The sequence below is a fragment of the Winogradskyella sp. genome (assembly GCF_028289625.1).
Taxonomy (GTDB): domain Bacteria; phylum Bacteroidota; class Bacteroidia; order Flavobacteriales; family Flavobacteriaceae; genus Winogradskyella.
Genome location: NZ_JANQOM010000050.1, coordinates 41,133 through 58,254 on the forward strand (window position 1 = coordinate 41,133; position 17,122 = coordinate 58,254).

Here is a 17,122-nt window from a genome sequence, read left to right on the forward strand (position 1 = left end):
CTGTGATTTTTAATTAAATGGAATACTTAGAATAAATGTAGTGCCTTTACCTTCAGTACTTTCAACAGCAATGGTGCCGTTATGTGCTTTTATGATTTGATGGGTATAGTATAAGCCTAACCCCAGACCTTTCACATCATGGATTTCCTTATTTCCTGCTCTGAAGAATTTTTCAAAGACTTGTTTTTTATCCTTATCCGAAATACCGATACCATTATCCTTTATAGTAATTTTTAGTTCTGAATGACTCTCAATATTACAGTCTATGATAATCTTGTCTTCAGAGTATTTTACAGCATTTTCTAAAATGTTTAGAAGTGCTGTCGTAATGTAGAATTTATCGAGATCAATGGTTTTTTGCGCTATTGAAAATGTCTTGTTTAGATCTATGTTTTTGGACTTAGCAGACAACATAAAATCATCTAAGACAGTACTGATGTACTTTTCGATAGCTACGGTTTCTTTATTTAACGGAATTTCCTGATAACCTAAGCTATTGTTCAATACTTGGTCTATCAATTTTTGTAGCCTTTTGTTTTGACGCTCTATAGTTTGTACAGTACTGTCAACCAGCTGTGGCTGTTGTTGTATTTCTTCTTTTTTTAGCATTTTGGTGGCTAAGGTCAATGTAGCTAAAGGCGTTTTAAGCTCGTGCGTCATATTATTGACAAAGTCGGTTTTAATATCGGCAATTTTCTTTTGTGTGATTAGACTTTTTATGGAATAGTAAAGAAGTGCCAGAACCAAAGTAAAAATGAATATTGAAAGGATTAATACACCAGACATTCTCCTTAAAACTTCTTGCTCCCAGCCATCAATGTTAAAGTAGTCTTGGGTAACAACCTGAAATTCAAAAGTTATGTTTTTCTGTACTCCATCTTCCATATAATCCCGTTCTATATCTGTAGTCGTTTGCGAATTATTAATGCTATAGGCACTATCGATATCAAAAGTTTCTCCTAAGAGAGATAAAGTCTGATTTTTTTTAGACTTGAAAAATAATGTGTCGTTAGCGATAGAGTCTATTAATACGATAGATTTTAAACGTTTTTGAAATTTTACAGGGTGCGATAATCCTTGTGCTTTAAAAGCATTTTGATATAATTCTACAAAGCGTGGATTAATAGAATCTTGTACGTTGTTAATTCCGTTTAAAAACTCATTTTTTTGTATTCTTCCCAATTTATAATCGATGATTTGATTTATAACCAGGTCACCGATGGTTTCATAAATGGAATCTATTTCTGCAATATTTTCATCAAAACGGAAAATAGCGCGTTTGGTTTCTTCAACGAAAGCATCTTTTTCGAGTTTATAAGTATTATTGATGAGATAAGCCTGAATAACAGATAATGCTATTAAGCCAAGAATAGAACCAACGATTAAGAGATTTATTTTTTTTTTCATTTAGAGTCTAAATTATAAATAAAACAGAGTTTACAGTTTTTTTGATTGATTGCTTTGATTGATGATACTGTAAACTCTGTTTTTAACTTTGAAATCTTTATCTAAAACGTCTTTTGGTATTCCAGTTATACGCTTTAGTTCTTTGATCTCTTTCTGTGATTTGGTTGTTGTTTAAAGTTCTCATAATTAAATGAATTTTTGATTGATGATGGTACAAATCTAATGTGAAGGTTTTTCACAAAAAAGAAAATGAGTAAGGTTAACCTAGCATTAACCTAGAGAGATATTGTATTAACTTAAGATAATCCTTCTGAATTAAATGATCAACTCACTTAATCAAAAGACTCAATGAGTAACCTCACTCGCTTATGTTTGTGGAAGGTAATAGTAAGGTCTTGGTTAATTATTGAGAGTAATGAATTCTATTATGATATTAATTTAACTACATCCTTAGCAAAATAACTCGCTATGATATCAGCACCAGCACGTTTAATAGAGGTAATTTGTTCTAGCATCACCGAGTCGTGATCTAACCAACCTTTTTCAGCGGCAGCCTTGAGCATGGCATACTCACCAGAGACTTGATAGACAGCAATTGGAATTTCAAAACTGTTTCTTATATCGCGTACAATATCCAAATAACTCAAGCCTGGTTTTACCATAACAATATCTGCGCCTTCATTGATATCCATTTCAGTTTCCCGTATGGCTTCATCCCTATTAGCAAAATCCATTTGATAGGTTTTTTTGTCTTTTGGCACATTAATCATATCTACAGGCGCAGAGTCTAACGCATCTCGAAATGGCCCATAAAAAGCAGATGCATATTTGGCGGAGTAGCTCATAATCCCAACATCCAAAAAATTAGATTGGTCTAAGCCTTCTCTAATGCCAAGAATTCTCCCATCCATCATATCACTAGGAGCAACAAAATCGACACCAGCTTCGGCATGGGAAATACTCATTTCTGCTAACACTTCTACCGTGGCATCATTGATGATTTTTCCGTTCTCAATAATCCCATCGTGTCCATATGACGAAAAAGGGTCAAGAGCCACATCAGTCATCACCAACATGTCCGGACAAATGTCTTTAACGGTTTTTATGGCACGTTGCATTAGACCGTTAGGGTTTAAAGCTTCATTACCTTTATTATCTTTTAAAGCATCATCAACCTTTACGAAAAGCAACACCGATTTTAAACCAAGATTCCAAAGTGTTTTCACTTCGTCCCTAAGTAAATCCAGACTGTAGCGATAATAGTTGGGCATAGATGCAATTTCTTCTTTTATGCCTTTGCCTTCAACTATAAACAGTGGGACCAAAAAGTCATTAGGTGTAATAATCGTTTCTCTTACCAGACCTCTAATCGCTGCATTGGTTCTAAGCCTTCTATTTCTTCTAATTGGGAACATGTTTTAAATCTTAAAATGATGTTGATAATGCTTATTTTTAACAAATACAAAGTTAACCATTAATAACCATTAGATATTGTCAAATCTCTTTAATGCTTTAAAATTTCAATTTCCTTGGCGTAATTACCAAGAGAAACTTTTAAAAAATTTTGAAACGCATATTGCAGATAATCATTTTCATGTTATCGCCCCACCAGGTTCAGGAAAAACAATTTTAGGAATAGAAATTTTAAAACGCATTGACAAAAAAACTTTGGTGTTAGCCCCAACCCTTACCATAAGAGACCAATGGCAAGATAGGCTGCAAACGTTTTTTACTGATGATACACCATTTGAAAGGATATCTTTAGACATAAAACAACCTAGTACGGTAACATTTTCTACGTATCAGTCCCTTCATTCATTTTATAAATCTTTTGAAAATGAAGATGAGTTTCTAGACTTTTTTAAGAACCATAATATCGAGACACTTGTTCTAGACGAAGCGCATCATCTAAAAAATACTTGGTGGACTTGTTTAATAGCATTAAAAAAGAGCCATCCTTATTTTATAGTAGCTCTTACGGCTACACCCCCTTATGATAGTAGTAGATTGGAGGTGAGTAAGTACTTTACACTTTGCGGTGAGGTTGATGATGAAATTTCTGTGCCGGATTTAATTAGGGAGAAGGACTTAAGTCCGCATCAAGATTTTGTGTACTTCTCAAAACCTTATGATTCTGAACTCAACTTTATTTCAAACTATAGAGATAATATCGCGCAGTTTAAGGCCCGGATTTTGGATAATGAACAATTTATTCAACTATTAGAGCAGCATCGATTATATAAAGACCCTTTAGGACATACAGATATATTATATTCTAATACAGCTTTCTTTTCATCGATTTTAATCACACTAAATGCTATTGGAGTAAAAATCGATAGTGTTAGATTAGAGCTTTTAGGAATTCGTAGATCTGATCATATTCAATTTCCTAAGTTGAATAATGAATGGTTAGAAATTCTATTGCAAAACTTATTGGTTACCGATCGGGAAAACTTGCAACAGCATGAAGATTACCTTTCAGAAATAGAAAAAGACCTAAGGAAACTTCATGTTTTCGAAAAAAATAAGGTCAATCTATCTGGTAACGAAACACTTTATAAGTCTTTAGCATTTAGCCCGAGTAAATTAGAGAGTATCGTAAATATTGTAAATGCCGAACGTTTAGCGCTTAGTGAAGATCTCAGTTGTGTGGTTTTAACCGACTATGTGAGAAAAGAATTTTTAAACATACCCAATGAGGACACTGAGTTTATAGATAAAATCGGAGTATTGCCCATATTTCATTATATCAGAACCAGTACTCCCAATAATAAAGATTTGGCAGTTCTTACTGGAACTGTCGTAATTATTCATCATTCGATTATTCATGCAGTTAATGCATATAGTGAAGGTGACTCCTACATATTTGTACCTCTGAAAAGCGATAACGATTTTGTGTTGATTAATGCTTCTAACCGATCTAATAAGGCGATTGTAGGAATTATCACTAGGCTTTTTGAAGAAGGTATAATAAAAGTGCTGATTGGCACAAAGGCTTTATTGGGAGAAGGTTGGGATGCTCCTTCTATAAACAGCCTTATTTTAGCATCGTTTGTTGGCTCTTTTGTGTCCTCTAATCAAATGCGAGGACGTGCCATTAGAACAGATGCCAATAAACCTAAAAAGACCAGTAATATTTGGCATTTGGCATGTATTGACCCAACAGATGAGTACGGAGGAAGAGAAATTGAATTGTTAAAACGTAGATTCGAAGCTTTTGTTGGGATAACAAATACCAGCCTTTCATTTATTACAGATGGTTATGAACGCTTAGGAATTCCACAGAAAATTAATAGTAGTGATGTTGAGTATTTAAATGCACAGACTATTGAAAGTGCAAGTAAAAGGGCTGTAATCGCAACAAAATGGAAAAACTCCATTGGGAGCGGAAGTAAATTAACACGACAATTAAAACTTGAAGATTATAAGGTGCCAGAGTTTAAAACTCAAAGAAATATATATTTTGCCAAGGCTTCAAAATTAGTTTTAATGGAAATTGGACTCATCTTTTTTACCTTTTTTTTCGGAACCATTGCAGCAGCTTTAAGCATATCATTGAACAAGGATTTACTTTCTGTTATAAGATTCATTGGTCTAATTATGATTGCAATTTTTGGTTATCGATTATATAAAACAACGGTTTACTATTTGCGACATGGTTTTTTACATAAAAAAATCAAACAAATGGGCTTAGTGATTTTAGAGACTATGAATGATATGCAGATATTAAACACAAGAAGAAGTTTGATTACTGTGCACTCGGAAGAAATCTATAATGGGGTTGTAACCTGTAATTTAAAAGGAGCAAGTAATTATGAAGAGGGCTTCTTTCTAAAAACACTTACCGAACTTTTAGAGCCTATAGACTCTCCACGATATATCATTATTTGCACCAATTTCTTAAAAAAAGGATTTAATATTGAGAATTTTTACCCCGTTCCTGAGGCTTTTGGAAAAAATAAAAAAGACGCTCAGATGTTTTATAAGTATTGGTTACGATTTATGGGAATGAGTAAATTAGTATTTACACGTCAACCTGAGGGCAGACGAATTTTGCTAAAGGCAAGATTATTTCACCATACGAATGAATTAAAAAGTAATGTCGATGATGTTACTGTGTGGAAATAGTTTTATCCAAAAAAACCATAGAACTATAAAATGTATAACTTATCTGTAACCTATTTCATCAGATAAGTGAACTTTGCTTTTTGCAAAATGCCCAGTACCAAATGCAATTTCTTTTCCATCTTCATTCAATAAGCTACTCTCAGCAATAAATAAGTTTTTTGATTTGAACTTCAGTTTACCAACAGCTGTGATTAATCCTTCGCTTACAGGACGAATAATATTGATGCTAAAATTTGTCGTTAACACGAAGACGTCTTCTACTATGGAATTGACCGCAAAAAAAGAAGCATCATCTAGAAGTTTAAAATAAACAGAGCCATGAATAGCGCCTAAAGCATGAAAGTACTTTGGTTCTACAATTAACTGTATTGTTGCTTTTTCTTCTTCAATTTTAATTGTAGTTGATTGGTAAATTTCTTGATTGAAATTTGCATTCAAATACATTCTTTCTAGTTTTTTGTAGTGTTCCATTACAACATTTATAATACCCAATCTTTAGGGTTTTTTAATACGTTCAGTAAGCGCTCTTCCTCACTTCCTTTTTTGGGATTATGGTCATAAACCCACTGCACATGTGGGGGCAAGCTCATTAAAATACTCTCTATACGACCATTGGTTTTTAACCCAAATAAAGTGCCTTTATCGTGGACTAAATTAAACTCTACATAGCGTCCACGACGAATCTCTTGCCAGTCGCGCTGTTCCTTTGAGTAAGTCAAATCTTTTCGTTTTTCAACAATGGGTACATAAGCGTCTAAAAAACTATCACCAACTTCAGTTACAAAATCGTACCAGTTTTGCATGCTCATAGCTTCGGTTTTTTTGCAATAATCAAAGAATAAACCTCCAATACCTCGTGCTTCACTTCTGTGAGAATTATAGAAGTACTCATCGCATCTGGTTTTGTACTTTGGGTAAAATTCAGGATTGTGCTTATCACAAGCTGTTTTGCAAACGGTATGGAAATGCTGGGCATCTTCTTCGAACAAATAATAAGGGGTCAAATCTTGTCCACCACCAAACCATTGATCCACAATTTTACCATTTTTATCATACATTTCAAAATAACGCCAGTTGGCATGTACAGTTGGTACCATAGGGCTTTTAGGGTGCAATACTAGACTTAGTCCACAGGCAAAGAAATCGGCATCTTTTACTCCAAAGTAATTTTGCATACTTTCAGGGAGTTCTCCATGAACACCAGAAATATTGACTCCTCCCTTTTCAAACACATTACCGTTTTCAATAACCTGAGTTCTACCTCCACCACCTTCTGGTCGCTTCCAGAGGTCTTCTTTAAAGGCTGCTTTACCATCAATAGCCTCTAATTTAGACGTGATGGTATCTTGAAGCTCATGTATGTAATTGAAAAATTTATCTTTCAAAATTTAAGATTTATAAAGTTCATATAGTTCCATATTCAAAGAAAGTTCACTTGGTGGTGTATAGGCCTTGTCTAATGTTTTCTGCCAGACAAAACCATTTTTTGTAGCCACTTTTATGCTTCCGATATTGTCTTTATTAACTATAATCTGAAGGATTTCTAAACCTAGATCGTTAAAAGCATAGGCAGATAAAGCTTTGATGGCGTCAGAGATGAGTCCTTTGCCTTTAAATGTATAACCTATACAAAAGGCAAATTCCCCTTGTTTTTTGTCCCAATCTAATTCCTTGATGTAAATCAGCCCTGCAAGTACTCTGGTTTCAGAATGCTTAAGTGTATATAGAAACTCTTCTTTCTTTTCATACTGTTTTACTTTCTTCTCAACAAATAGTTGTGATAATGTTGGAGTTAAGTTTTGTTCTAAGGTTTTAGGAAAATAGCACTTAAAACGATCTTCGTTAGCAATCATGAGATTGCAAATCTTCCACGCATCACCTCCATGAATGGGGCTAATTTCAAAACCGTTAAACGCAGCAATCATTTAGTTGAGTTCTATCTTATCAAAAGGTTCAAAACCGATTTCCTCATCATCGTCAAATAACAAATCAACGGCTATGACCGAAGCTGAGGTAACACTCAATGGTAATACGAGGATTACTCCAACAACAGGAATTAACAACAACAGCAAAAACCCAATTCCATTACCTATAGCTAAACCGCGATGCTGTCGAATAAAGGCTACACTTTCTTTGTATTTAAAATGCCGCTCTAAGGTATAATCCATATTGGCAAAACCGGCATAATAAGCTTGTACTAAAAACAATAGTGCCGTAGAAAAAATATTGACTACAGGTATAAATTTTAACAATAGGATTGGAATAGTGTAAAGCAGTTCTCTAAACAAGTTTCTTAAGCCTATTCTTATACCACGAATAAGTTGTTTGGAAAAATTAGTTTTCACGTAATTTTTAGCAGGTTTCCCCGTAAAATAGGCTTCAATTTTTTCGGAAACAGGACTCATAAAAGGTGATGATAACGCCATGATGATATGCTTGTACATAATGAGTCCAATGGCGAAAATGATAATGCCCGAAATAAACGTAGAAATCGCTGTAAAGGTGGCTTTGCCAAATTCCCAAACCCAAATACCGGCTATCCATTCGCCAAGATTATCAGATAAACCATAAGCTGATACAAAAATGAGTAGAAAAACAACCAAGCTTATTATAATTGGGATAACGAAGTACTTCCATAATTTCAGTTTTGAAATTAAGCCATAAGCACCTGAATACATTTGAAGTCCTCTAAATATATTACGAATCATTATTCAATTTTTTGATTAATTGACATTCACTCTTAAACAAGACGTTTTAAACACTTTACTGTTACGAAAAAAGCTCTATACAATTAAGCTTCATATTCCTTAACAGCATCAATAAATGCTTTTGCATTATCTAATGGAATATTAGGTAGAATACCGTGACCTAAATTTACGATGTATTTATCTTTTCCAAAAGCATCAATCATCTCATGCACCATTTTTTTAATTTCCGAAGGAGGTGAGAACAATCGCGAGGGGTCAAAATTACCTTGTAAGGTAATATTCCCGCCAGTTAAATATCGTGCGTTACGTGGTGAGCAGGTCCAATCAATTCCTAAAGCTGAGGCATTAGATTTTGCCATTTCACCTAGAGCAAACCAACAGCCTTTTCCAAAAGCAATCATTGGCGCATCATCTTTTAAGGCCTCGATAATTTGATTAATGTATTGCCATGAAAATTCTTGATAATCCGTAGGTGATAGCATCCCTCCCCAAGAGTCAAATATTTGCACGGCATTACAACCAGCTTCTACTTTTGCCTTAAGATAGGCTATGGTCGTATCTGTAATCTTTTGTAAGAGTTGATGGGCCGCAACCGGATTGATAAAACAAAATTCTTTGGCTTTATCAAAGTTTTTACTGCCTTGACCTTGTACACAATAGCACAAAATAGTCCAAGGTGACCCAGCAAAACCAATCAAAGGAATCTCATTATTAAGTAGTTCCTTTGTCGCTTTTATGGCTTGCATTACATAGTCTAGTTCAATGTTAACATCTGGGACAACAACATTATCCACATCCTTTTGCGAGCGTACTGGATTTGGCAAATAAGGCCCAAAGTTGGGTTTCATTTCTACCTCAATATTCATGGCTTGAGGAATCACTAAAATGTCAGAAAATAGAATGGCTGCATCCATTTCGTAGCGTCGTATCGGTTGTACGGTAATTTCACTAGCCAATTCTGGAGTACGACAACGTGTAAAGAAGTCGTATTTGGCCTTTATTTCCATAAATTCCGGTAAATAACGACCGGCTTGGCGCATCATCCATACTGGAGGACGTTCTACCGTTTCTCCTTTTAAGGCTCTTAAGTATAAATCGTTGCGAATACCTGCGGAAGCAGGTATCTCTTTTTCTTTGTTTTCCATATTTATGTCATTCCTGCTAAGGCAGGAATCTTTTATTATAATTTTTCTGTCATTGCGAATCAAGCTTTAGCTTGATGGGGCAATCCGTTTATTTATGAAATGAGATTACTACATCACTTTCGTTCCTCGTAATGAAAACTACACATAATGTTCGTTCACTAATTCAATAACACTTTCAACCGTTGGGACTTTAGCTACACGTACTTCTTTAAAGTGTTGCTTGGCAGCTTTAGCAGTTGTTTCGCCAATGCAAAAAGCAATACCATTCGCTTTGTTTTGCTTCAAAAAACTCTCAATTGTAGATGGGCTGTAAAACATCACACCATCTATACTTCCTTCAACCTTGTCAGCATCAAATTTGGTTTGGTAGGCTTCAATTTCATTAACCACAATATTGTGTTCACTTAGAATATTGGGTAAGTCATCCAAACGCAAATCACTGCAGAAATAAGTGACCTCTTTTTTCTCTAGATTTTCCACTAAATATTGGGCAAGTTTCTTAGCGTTAGCTTCGGTATGTGTCACTTTACCAATTCGATTTTCTATCATACGTTTAGTGCGTCGACCTACACAATAAATATTTTTGAATTGTAACTCTAGAGCTGAAAAATTAGTCAATAGGGCTTCAACAGCATTTTTACTAGTAATAATCACATGTTCAATTTCATTTCTAATGATACTTTTCGACAGTCGATTCAAGCTAATTTTAATCGCATCATTACTCTCTGCAACAACCTCATTATGAAATAACAAAAGCTGGTTGTCAGTCAACTTTTTAGTAGAATAGATGTTCGTAGACTTATCACTTCGTTGCAGTTGGTCAATAAGTGTTTTTCCACCTTTGTCAATGACATAATTGGCGCAGAATTCTGCTAAATCACCATGTTTACCTAACGGGACAATTTTAGAGATTTCAACTTTTTTAGTACCATCTTTACTTAACAAAACTCCTTTAAAGTTAACTTCACTGTTTTTTATAAAAGCCAAAGCTCCTATTGGAGCCGTACAACCACCTTCTAACAGATTTAAGAATTTGCGCTCAACGGAAGTGCATATTTCTGTTTCTTCGTGATTAATTTCAGCACAAATAGCTCTAATGTCGCTATCGGTTTCTAAAGCTGTGACCATAATAGCTCCTTGTGCAGGTGCAGGAATCATCCAATGAAGGTTTATTGCATTTTCTGGTCTTATGTTAAGTCGTCCAATACCAGCAGCAGCAAAAATAGCCGCATTCCAATCCGTATTGTCTTCCAATTTTTGCAATCTGGAGTTAACATTGCCACGTAGACCAACAACGGTATGGGTTGGATAACGATTTAACCATTGCGCACGACGTCGTAAACTGCCAGTAGCTATTATGGCATCTCTGGTGGACAGGAACTCTTCATTCTTTTTAAAGACTAAAGTGTCATTAACATTGCCGCGTTTTAAGACAGCGGCTTGTACAATACCTTTTGGCAGTACAGTTGGAACATCTTTAAGTGAATGCACTGCTATATCAATCTCTTCATTGAGCATGGCAATGTCTAGTGTTTTCGTAAAAATGCCTGTAATGCCAAGTTCGTACAAAGGTTTGTCTAATACTAAATCTCCAGTAGACTTTACAGGTACTAAAACCGTTTTATAACCTAAATGTTCAAGTTGAGATTGAACCGTTTTTGCTTGCCACATAGCCAATTGACTATCGCGTGTGCCAATACGGATAATTTTAGGCATTATCTATAGTTTCTAACTGGAAAATTTTTTTGATAAGCTCTAAACTTTCATCCGAAGAACCATCTGCTTTAAGATGGTGTGCAAATTGGTTTGTGATTTTCTGAATGATGTTATTGGTAATCAACTCGGCCTGATCCTCATTAAAATCAGCCATTTTTTTACGTTGTGTATTTAATTCAGAGGTTTTGAAACCGTTTAATTTATGTTTTATAGCCTGAATGGTGGGCACAAATTTAAGCGTATCCAACCAAGCATTAAACTCGGACATAATCTCATCGATAATTGCCTCTGCCTCGGGAATAAAAGATTTACGCTTTTCTAAAGTATCATCTGTGATTTTGGCTAAATCATCTAAATGTACCAAAGTAACGTTTGAAAGTTGCGTAATGTCCTCATTAACGTTTTTAGGAATAGAAAGGTCTAAAACCAACAGTGATTTTTTAGTAGTGATAAGTGATTTATAAACGGTTGGATTTAATGCTCCTGTTGCAACAATAAGAATGTCAGAATTATTAATTTCTTCTTCAAGTTGAATATAATCTTTTACCAAGAGATTAAACTTTCCGGCAACTTCTTCAGCTTTGGTTTTGGTTCTGTTGATTAAAGTGATATGTGGATTTTTAGTATGCTTTACCAAATTTTCACAAGTGTTTCTTCCGATTTTACCAGTGCCAAAAAGCAAAATATTTTTTTCTGAAATATTTTGAACATTATTCAAAATGTAGTGCACCGACGCAAAGGATACAGAAGTTGCACCAGACGATAATTCTGTTTCGTTTTTTATGCGTTTACTGGCCTGAATCACTGAGTTGACCAAACGCTCAGTAAATGAATTAAGTAAGCTTGCTTTTTTGGATTTTCGAGCAGCGAATTTAAGCTGACTAATAATCTCGAAATCACCAAGGATTTGACTATCTAAACCAGAACCAACGCGAAACATATGATGAATGGCGTTTTTGCCTTTATGAATGTAAGCTACCTCTTGAAATTCTTCAACAGTACCTTTAGTATTTTCACATAGCAAATGAATAAGTTGATAAGGATGCTCGGCAAAGCCGTAAAGTTCGGTACGGTTGCATGTAGAAATGACGACTAAGCTATCAATGCCATTTGCTTTTGCCTGAAGCAATAAGTTCTGCTTTTCTACATCTCCTAGACTAAAATGACCACGAACCTCAGCATCAGCTTTTTGATAGCTAAGGCCAATCGCGTAAAAGTATGTGGTTTTGTGTTGTTGCATTCGCTCGTTTACCTGACTCGGGAATTAACGACGCAAATGTAATTTTGTTACTAGTAAAAAAATAACGCTAGAAGAACATAAAATATCGTTTCTGGTTTTTTGGGATCATTTTTTAATAAAACATGATTTTTGTCATATTTTTGCAGTGAAATCAAGGGGTTTTTAGCCTTTTGTTTAGAACGAATCTAAATAACAATAGAATGAATTTTGAAAATATAGCCTCAAAAAGTGTCGCTAGAGGTACTTTTGACGAAACTTTTATCGGAGATGGCTTTTTTGTGTTAACCTGTAAAAACGAAAATGATACGGTTCAAATTCTTGAGCGAGAAATTGATAGCACGTATATTCAATTTCATTTTTGTACTAAGGGTTCAGCAGATTTTGTGTTTAATAATGGTAACTATACACTTAATATCAAAGAAGAAACTTCTTTGCTGTTGTACAATCCTCAACAAGATTTACCAATACATTTAGCATTGCAACCCCATTCTTGGTTGGTATCTTTCGTTATTTCTATTGAGAAGTTTCATGGCTTATTCTCTCAAGATGCTAATTATGTCACGTTTCTATCTGAAGAGAATAAAAACAAAAAATACTACACAGATGGTAAAATCAATCCTTCGATGGCTGTGGTTTTAAACCAATTAATAAGCTTTAATCTTAATGCCTCCATAAAGCCTTTATATTTTAAAGGCAAAGTCTATGAATTATTGAGCTTGTATTTTAATAGAAACGAAGATGCAGACATTGAACAATGTCCATTTTTGGTCGATGAGGTCAATGTCGCAAAACTTAAGAAGGCCAAGGACATTATTGTAGCCCATATGGCAGAACCCCCGAGCCTTAAAGATTTAGCCCAACAGGTAGACTTAAGCCTAAAAAAACTTAAAGAAGGGTTTAAGCAGATTTATGGTGATACGGTTTATGGTTTTCTGTTTGACTATAAAATGGAAGTAGCGCGGAAGCTTTTAGAATCTGGTGATTATAATGTTAACGAAGTTGGCCTAAGAGTTGGCTATAGCACGGCCAGCCATTTTATTGCGGCTTTTAAAAAGAAATTTGGGACAACGCCTAAGAAGTATATTACGGCCTCTGGTTAGATCTAATAATCATAATACCCATTATAACTTCCATTAGTACTAGGTGTCACCCGTTTGCGGTCTTTATAGATGGCTAAGTTGATAATTTCCTTGTATTGTTCCTCTAATTCTTTGGTTTCATCTACCGTGGTCCCATAATTGTCGGACTTGTTATAATAATCCACAATCAATTGCTTAGGGTCATTAGGTTTAATAAAAGAGATATAATGCAATACTTCGGACTTGCCTGAGTATTCATCATCCTTATCGATTTTGAAGAAATACATCACGGCATCTTTACCTTTTTCGGTTTTAAAATCACGCTTCATAAGATAAGTTACCGAGTCTTTTTCTTTTTCATAATTAGCCTGTGATAACAACTTTGATTTGGCAAATTGCTGTTGGCTAATATTTAACGATTTTATCTTATTTAGCAGTTTTGCCTCATCGAGTTCTTCTAAAAGCTTGTACTGATTTTCTTCATCTTCAACCAATTTTTCTATAAGTTGTTGAGGAATTTTCTCCTTGTTTTTAGATAGTAAAATATAGTATCTTACTAATGCAGAGGTTTCATCCACATTAAGCATTTTGTCAAAAAAGTCTTCTGCAGTACGCTCTTTCCTGTAAGGATATATCAAATTGACATAAGTGGATAAATCATCGGAATACGAATTATAACCATAGCCTGAATTACTTAAGCTGCGCTTTACCTCAATCTTACCATCATTAATGATTTGGTTCTTGTATTTGCTATAAGTTTTAGTTTTTATATAGCCACTGTCTTTAATGCGAGCCAATAAATCGTAAAGTGGTTGCTTATATTCGCTAATGGTACTATATTGAAGAATTTTAGGGTACAATGTAGCCTTCAATTCTAAAGAATCCTTGCGATAATAGTTGTAAAAAATACCACCAATACCACCTAGAGGTAAATCGCGTTCCATCAAACTCATAGCCAAGTCGTAGTTCTCTTTTTTGTTAGAATTGAATAAGCCTTCTAAGATAGAAGACTGAGTCTGAGGATCAGAGTAACTGTCATAATACAACTGCTCAATAAAATCGAGATTATTTTTTAAGTCGATTTCAATAAGCTGACTCACCAAATGCGATTTAATTTTTAAGCGCTCTTTGTCGAATTCAAAGTCTTTTAGTATTGAGACAATATCCCTACTATTGTATTTCTTGAATTTAATCAGGTTATAAGACTCTAAAACAATACTATCATTTTCCTTAAGTGCATCAAAGAATTGCCTGGTTTTGTCTTTAAGAACATCTTTCCCCATTAAGGTGTCTATTGGAGTAAATGAATCATAGAATTCGGTGACGAACTTGGACGGACCACTTATGGAGTCGATTAAAGTCTTAAGCTCAAAAAGAACCCCTTCTTTTAAAAGATTCTTTACCATTACCTGCTTGGCGCTATTAGAATCTGCATAGGTAAAGCTATAAGTATAGATGTCTCCTTTATTTGATTTTACCCGATTGCCAATTCTGAATTTCTTTTTAGGTAAATAATAACGTCGTTTTCCATAGTTTACTTTGCGTTCAGTATCTTTCCATAAGCTATCTACATTATGGTACATTTGAAGATCATGAAACTTTGTTCTTGTAATCTCTATTTGTTCATTGGCTTTGGTAGAATAGGTAGTTGATTTTTTCTTTTCTTGATAATCCTTGGTGTCCTTATTGTTGCTGTACATGCCACCATAGCCATAAGGATTAGGCAAAGGTGCCTTGGTATTGGTGTTTACTGAGAAATGTAAAGAGGTATCAATAACTCTTTCAAAGCCTACATAGTCGGTTGTGTTGAATTTAAAAGAATTAAAAAAGTCTATTTTTTCGGCTTCATGTTTCCCAACATAACCTAATAGATAATAACTCCCATCTTTAACTATGGTTTTTAAATGCAAATTCTTACCAGAAGTTGAGTCTAAAACAGCACGAGACTCATAGGTTTTGTAGATGCCTTTTTTAAATCCACCCTCGGCTTCTTCTAGCTTATAGCTCTTATAAAGTGCATGGTGAAAATATTTTGCTTCAAAGCTATCTTCTTCTATATAACCCAAATCATGTAGAGACGCTTCTTTGACAAAATAGTAAGCACCGTTTTTATAGCCTTCTAACAACTTCTTGCCCTTATTTTGCATATTACCTGTTATATAATATGCAGGGAAATCAACCTCGAATTTTTTATTTGGGGAAACAAACTTTTTATTTGAATCGGAAGGAGTTTTCAAACTAATGGAATTAAATATTTTAGCCTCATGTTTTAATACAAAATCACTTCGACCAGCATATTTTATAATGATAATCTCTAAAGGAGTTTGATAGATATGGTATTTTTGAAATTCTCCTTTTTTAGTTTTGTTGACAATACTTAAGCCAGGATATGGGGTATTTAACGCCCCTTTTTTTACAATATCGCCAGGAATATCTTCATACAATAAATCATCAATATCCTGAAGTGTTATATTCTCTTTTTCGTTGGGGAGATACATAAAACGGCTTATTCTATTAACGGTTAAATATGCGCCATTGGTCATATCTGGATCTAAATAATACTTTTGACCTCCATAAGAAAATTCACGTAATTCATCATAAGCATTTATGCCTAAAAAACCATCAGGTGTTTTGTGAATTTTTAACGTAGGTGCTATGAAAAGACTATCGAGTTTGGTTTTTTCGGTTTTACTGTAATCCGTTTGTTCTGATGTCAATGCTTTAACGGTATAACCGCGTTGACGCAACATATTTATCATGCCTTTATCGCCAGGTAAATGTGCGGCACCGACACCAGCGAATACAGATTTATTGGGCATTAAGCCTACTAAAGAATTGACCATGTTTTCATTACGAATATAGAGCATGTTTTCTCTATAAAATTCTGTATTGACTCCAGCACCAATGGAATCCAAAAGGTCTAAGTTTCTGTCGCGATAAAGATTTTCTTGAATTAAATAAGGGTTCTCCTTGGCATAAAGTTTCTGAAGCCAAGGGTCCAAGTCCTTTTTATTAACATTATAAGCTGCTTTTGTAGTTAAATAGCGCGATTCTGCCAAATCTTCTAAACCGTAAATTTCCTTGCCATTCTTTTTACCAGCCTGATAAATAAACATATCGAGATAAGTTTCCTCTTCAAAGTTATCGGCAGCATTATTTTTTCTATATAAATAGGCGTTAACAGCACCGTTATCCATGCGGACAGAGGCTCTTATGGCCATTTCTTCAGGATGTGACAACTTAAAAAGGTTGGTATAAAATCCGTTTCTATAGTTACCATAAAATGCCATTTCGTTGAGCATCATATCATAATTAAAACCTGGCCAAGTCGTGGGATCAGATTCCAAGGCGATACATTCACTTTCGTTTAAGGCTTGGTAGAATACATCATCTAATCGAAAAGCTACTTTTTTGCTCACATGCATAGTACCATATAGATAAGATGGTTTTTCTATTCCATTCCCTGTAATTTCCCAAAGTAGACTCTGATATTTTTGTTGGGAAAAACATGTAATAGAGAGAAGGAATATTAGAGCGGTATGATATTTTTTCATTTTAAACAAAATCTTCAGGACTGGTAAAGATATTTAAATCATTGAAATTGCCATAGCCAATACCTAAAACTCGTTGAAAAACTCAAATAATAGATATTTCATTAAAACAGTAACACAAAAAAGCATTATATGCGATACCATTATA

The 17,122-nt window shown here is 34.5% G+C and carries 12 protein-coding genes; 2 read left to right on the forward strand and 10 right to left on the reverse strand.

Translation table 11 applies throughout. The features are described from left to right. Positions 1-9: 9 nt before the first annotated feature. Both Q0992_RS10340 and hemB read right to left on the reverse strand, forming a co-directional pair. Positions 10-1,407: a sensor histidine kinase KdpD gene (locus Q0992_RS10340; protein WP_299523497.1), complete on the reverse strand. Its 1,398-nt coding sequence runs from the start codon at positions 1,405-1,407 to the stop codon at positions 10-12. Positions 1,408-1,832: 425 nt separating this feature from the next. Then, positions 1,833-2,822 carry a porphobilinogen synthase gene (gene hemB / locus Q0992_RS10345; RefSeq protein WP_299523499.1) on the reverse strand — a complete coding sequence of 330 codons (990 nt, stop codon included), beginning with the start codon at positions 2,820-2,822 and terminating at the stop codon, positions 1,833-1,835. A gap of 76 nt (positions 2,823-2,898) precedes the next feature. Here hemB and Q0992_RS10350 point away from each other — a divergent pair, with 76 nt between their 5' ends. Continuing rightward, positions 2,899-5,535 (forward strand): DEAD/DEAH box helicase family protein, encoded by a 2,637-nt coding sequence (locus tag Q0992_RS10350; RefSeq protein ID WP_299523502.1) that lies wholly within the window; start codon positions 2,899-2,901, stop codon positions 5,533-5,535. Positions 5,536-5,574: 39 nt separating this feature from the next. Here the strand turns inward: Q0992_RS10350 and Q0992_RS10355 are convergent, their stop codons facing one another. The 7 genes from Q0992_RS10355 to hemA form a co-directional block, all read right to left on the reverse strand. Next, positions 5,575-6,006, reverse strand: a complete 432-nt coding sequence (locus Q0992_RS10355) for a PaaI family thioesterase (protein WP_299523505.1) — start codon at positions 6,004-6,006, stop codon at positions 5,575-5,577. Between the two features lie 8 nt (positions 6,007-6,014). After that, entirely contained in the window at positions 6,015-6,920 is a 906-nt protein-coding gene (hemF, locus tag Q0992_RS10360) for an oxygen-dependent coproporphyrinogen oxidase (protein WP_299523508.1), read from the reverse strand. Between the two features lie 3 nt (positions 6,921-6,923). Beyond that, a complete protein-coding gene (locus Q0992_RS10365) occupies positions 6,924-7,460 on the reverse strand; it encodes a GNAT family N-acetyltransferase (protein WP_299523511.1) in 537 nt (178 codons plus the stop codon). Further along, positions 7,461-8,243 carry an EI24 domain-containing protein gene (locus Q0992_RS10370; protein ID WP_299523514.1) on the reverse strand — a complete coding sequence of 261 codons (783 nt, stop codon included), beginning with the start codon at positions 8,241-8,243 and terminating at the stop codon, positions 7,461-7,463. A gap of 83 nt (positions 8,244-8,326) precedes the next feature. After that, a complete protein-coding gene (gene hemE / locus Q0992_RS10375) occupies positions 8,327-9,388 on the reverse strand; it encodes a uroporphyrinogen decarboxylase (RefSeq protein WP_299523517.1) in 1,062 nt (353 codons plus the stop codon). A gap of 138 nt (positions 9,389-9,526) precedes the next feature. Further along, positions 9,527-11,104 (reverse strand): hydroxymethylbilane synthase, encoded by a 1,578-nt coding sequence (hemC, locus tag Q0992_RS10380; RefSeq protein WP_299523520.1) that lies wholly within the window; start codon positions 11,102-11,104, stop codon positions 9,527-9,529. After that, entirely contained in the window at positions 11,097-12,344 is a 1,248-nt protein-coding gene (gene hemA, locus Q0992_RS10385) for a glutamyl-tRNA reductase (protein ID WP_299523523.1), read from the reverse strand. Before hemA ends, hemC begins: the two co-directional genes overlap by 8 nt. 200 nt (positions 12,345-12,544) lie before the next feature. Between hemA and Q0992_RS10390 the strand changes: the two genes are divergently transcribed. Then, positions 12,545-13,444 carry an AraC family transcriptional regulator gene (locus Q0992_RS10390; RefSeq protein ID WP_299523526.1) on the forward strand — a complete coding sequence of 300 codons (900 nt, stop codon included), beginning with the start codon at positions 12,545-12,547 and terminating at the stop codon, positions 13,442-13,444. 2 nt (positions 13,445-13,446) lie between these two features. Here the strand turns inward: Q0992_RS10390 and Q0992_RS10395 are convergent, their stop codons facing one another. Beyond that, positions 13,447-16,977, reverse strand: a complete 3,531-nt coding sequence (locus tag Q0992_RS10395; RefSeq protein WP_299523529.1) for a TraB/GumN family protein — start codon at positions 16,975-16,977, stop codon at positions 13,447-13,449. Between the last annotated feature and the right edge of the window lie 145 nt (positions 16,978-17,122).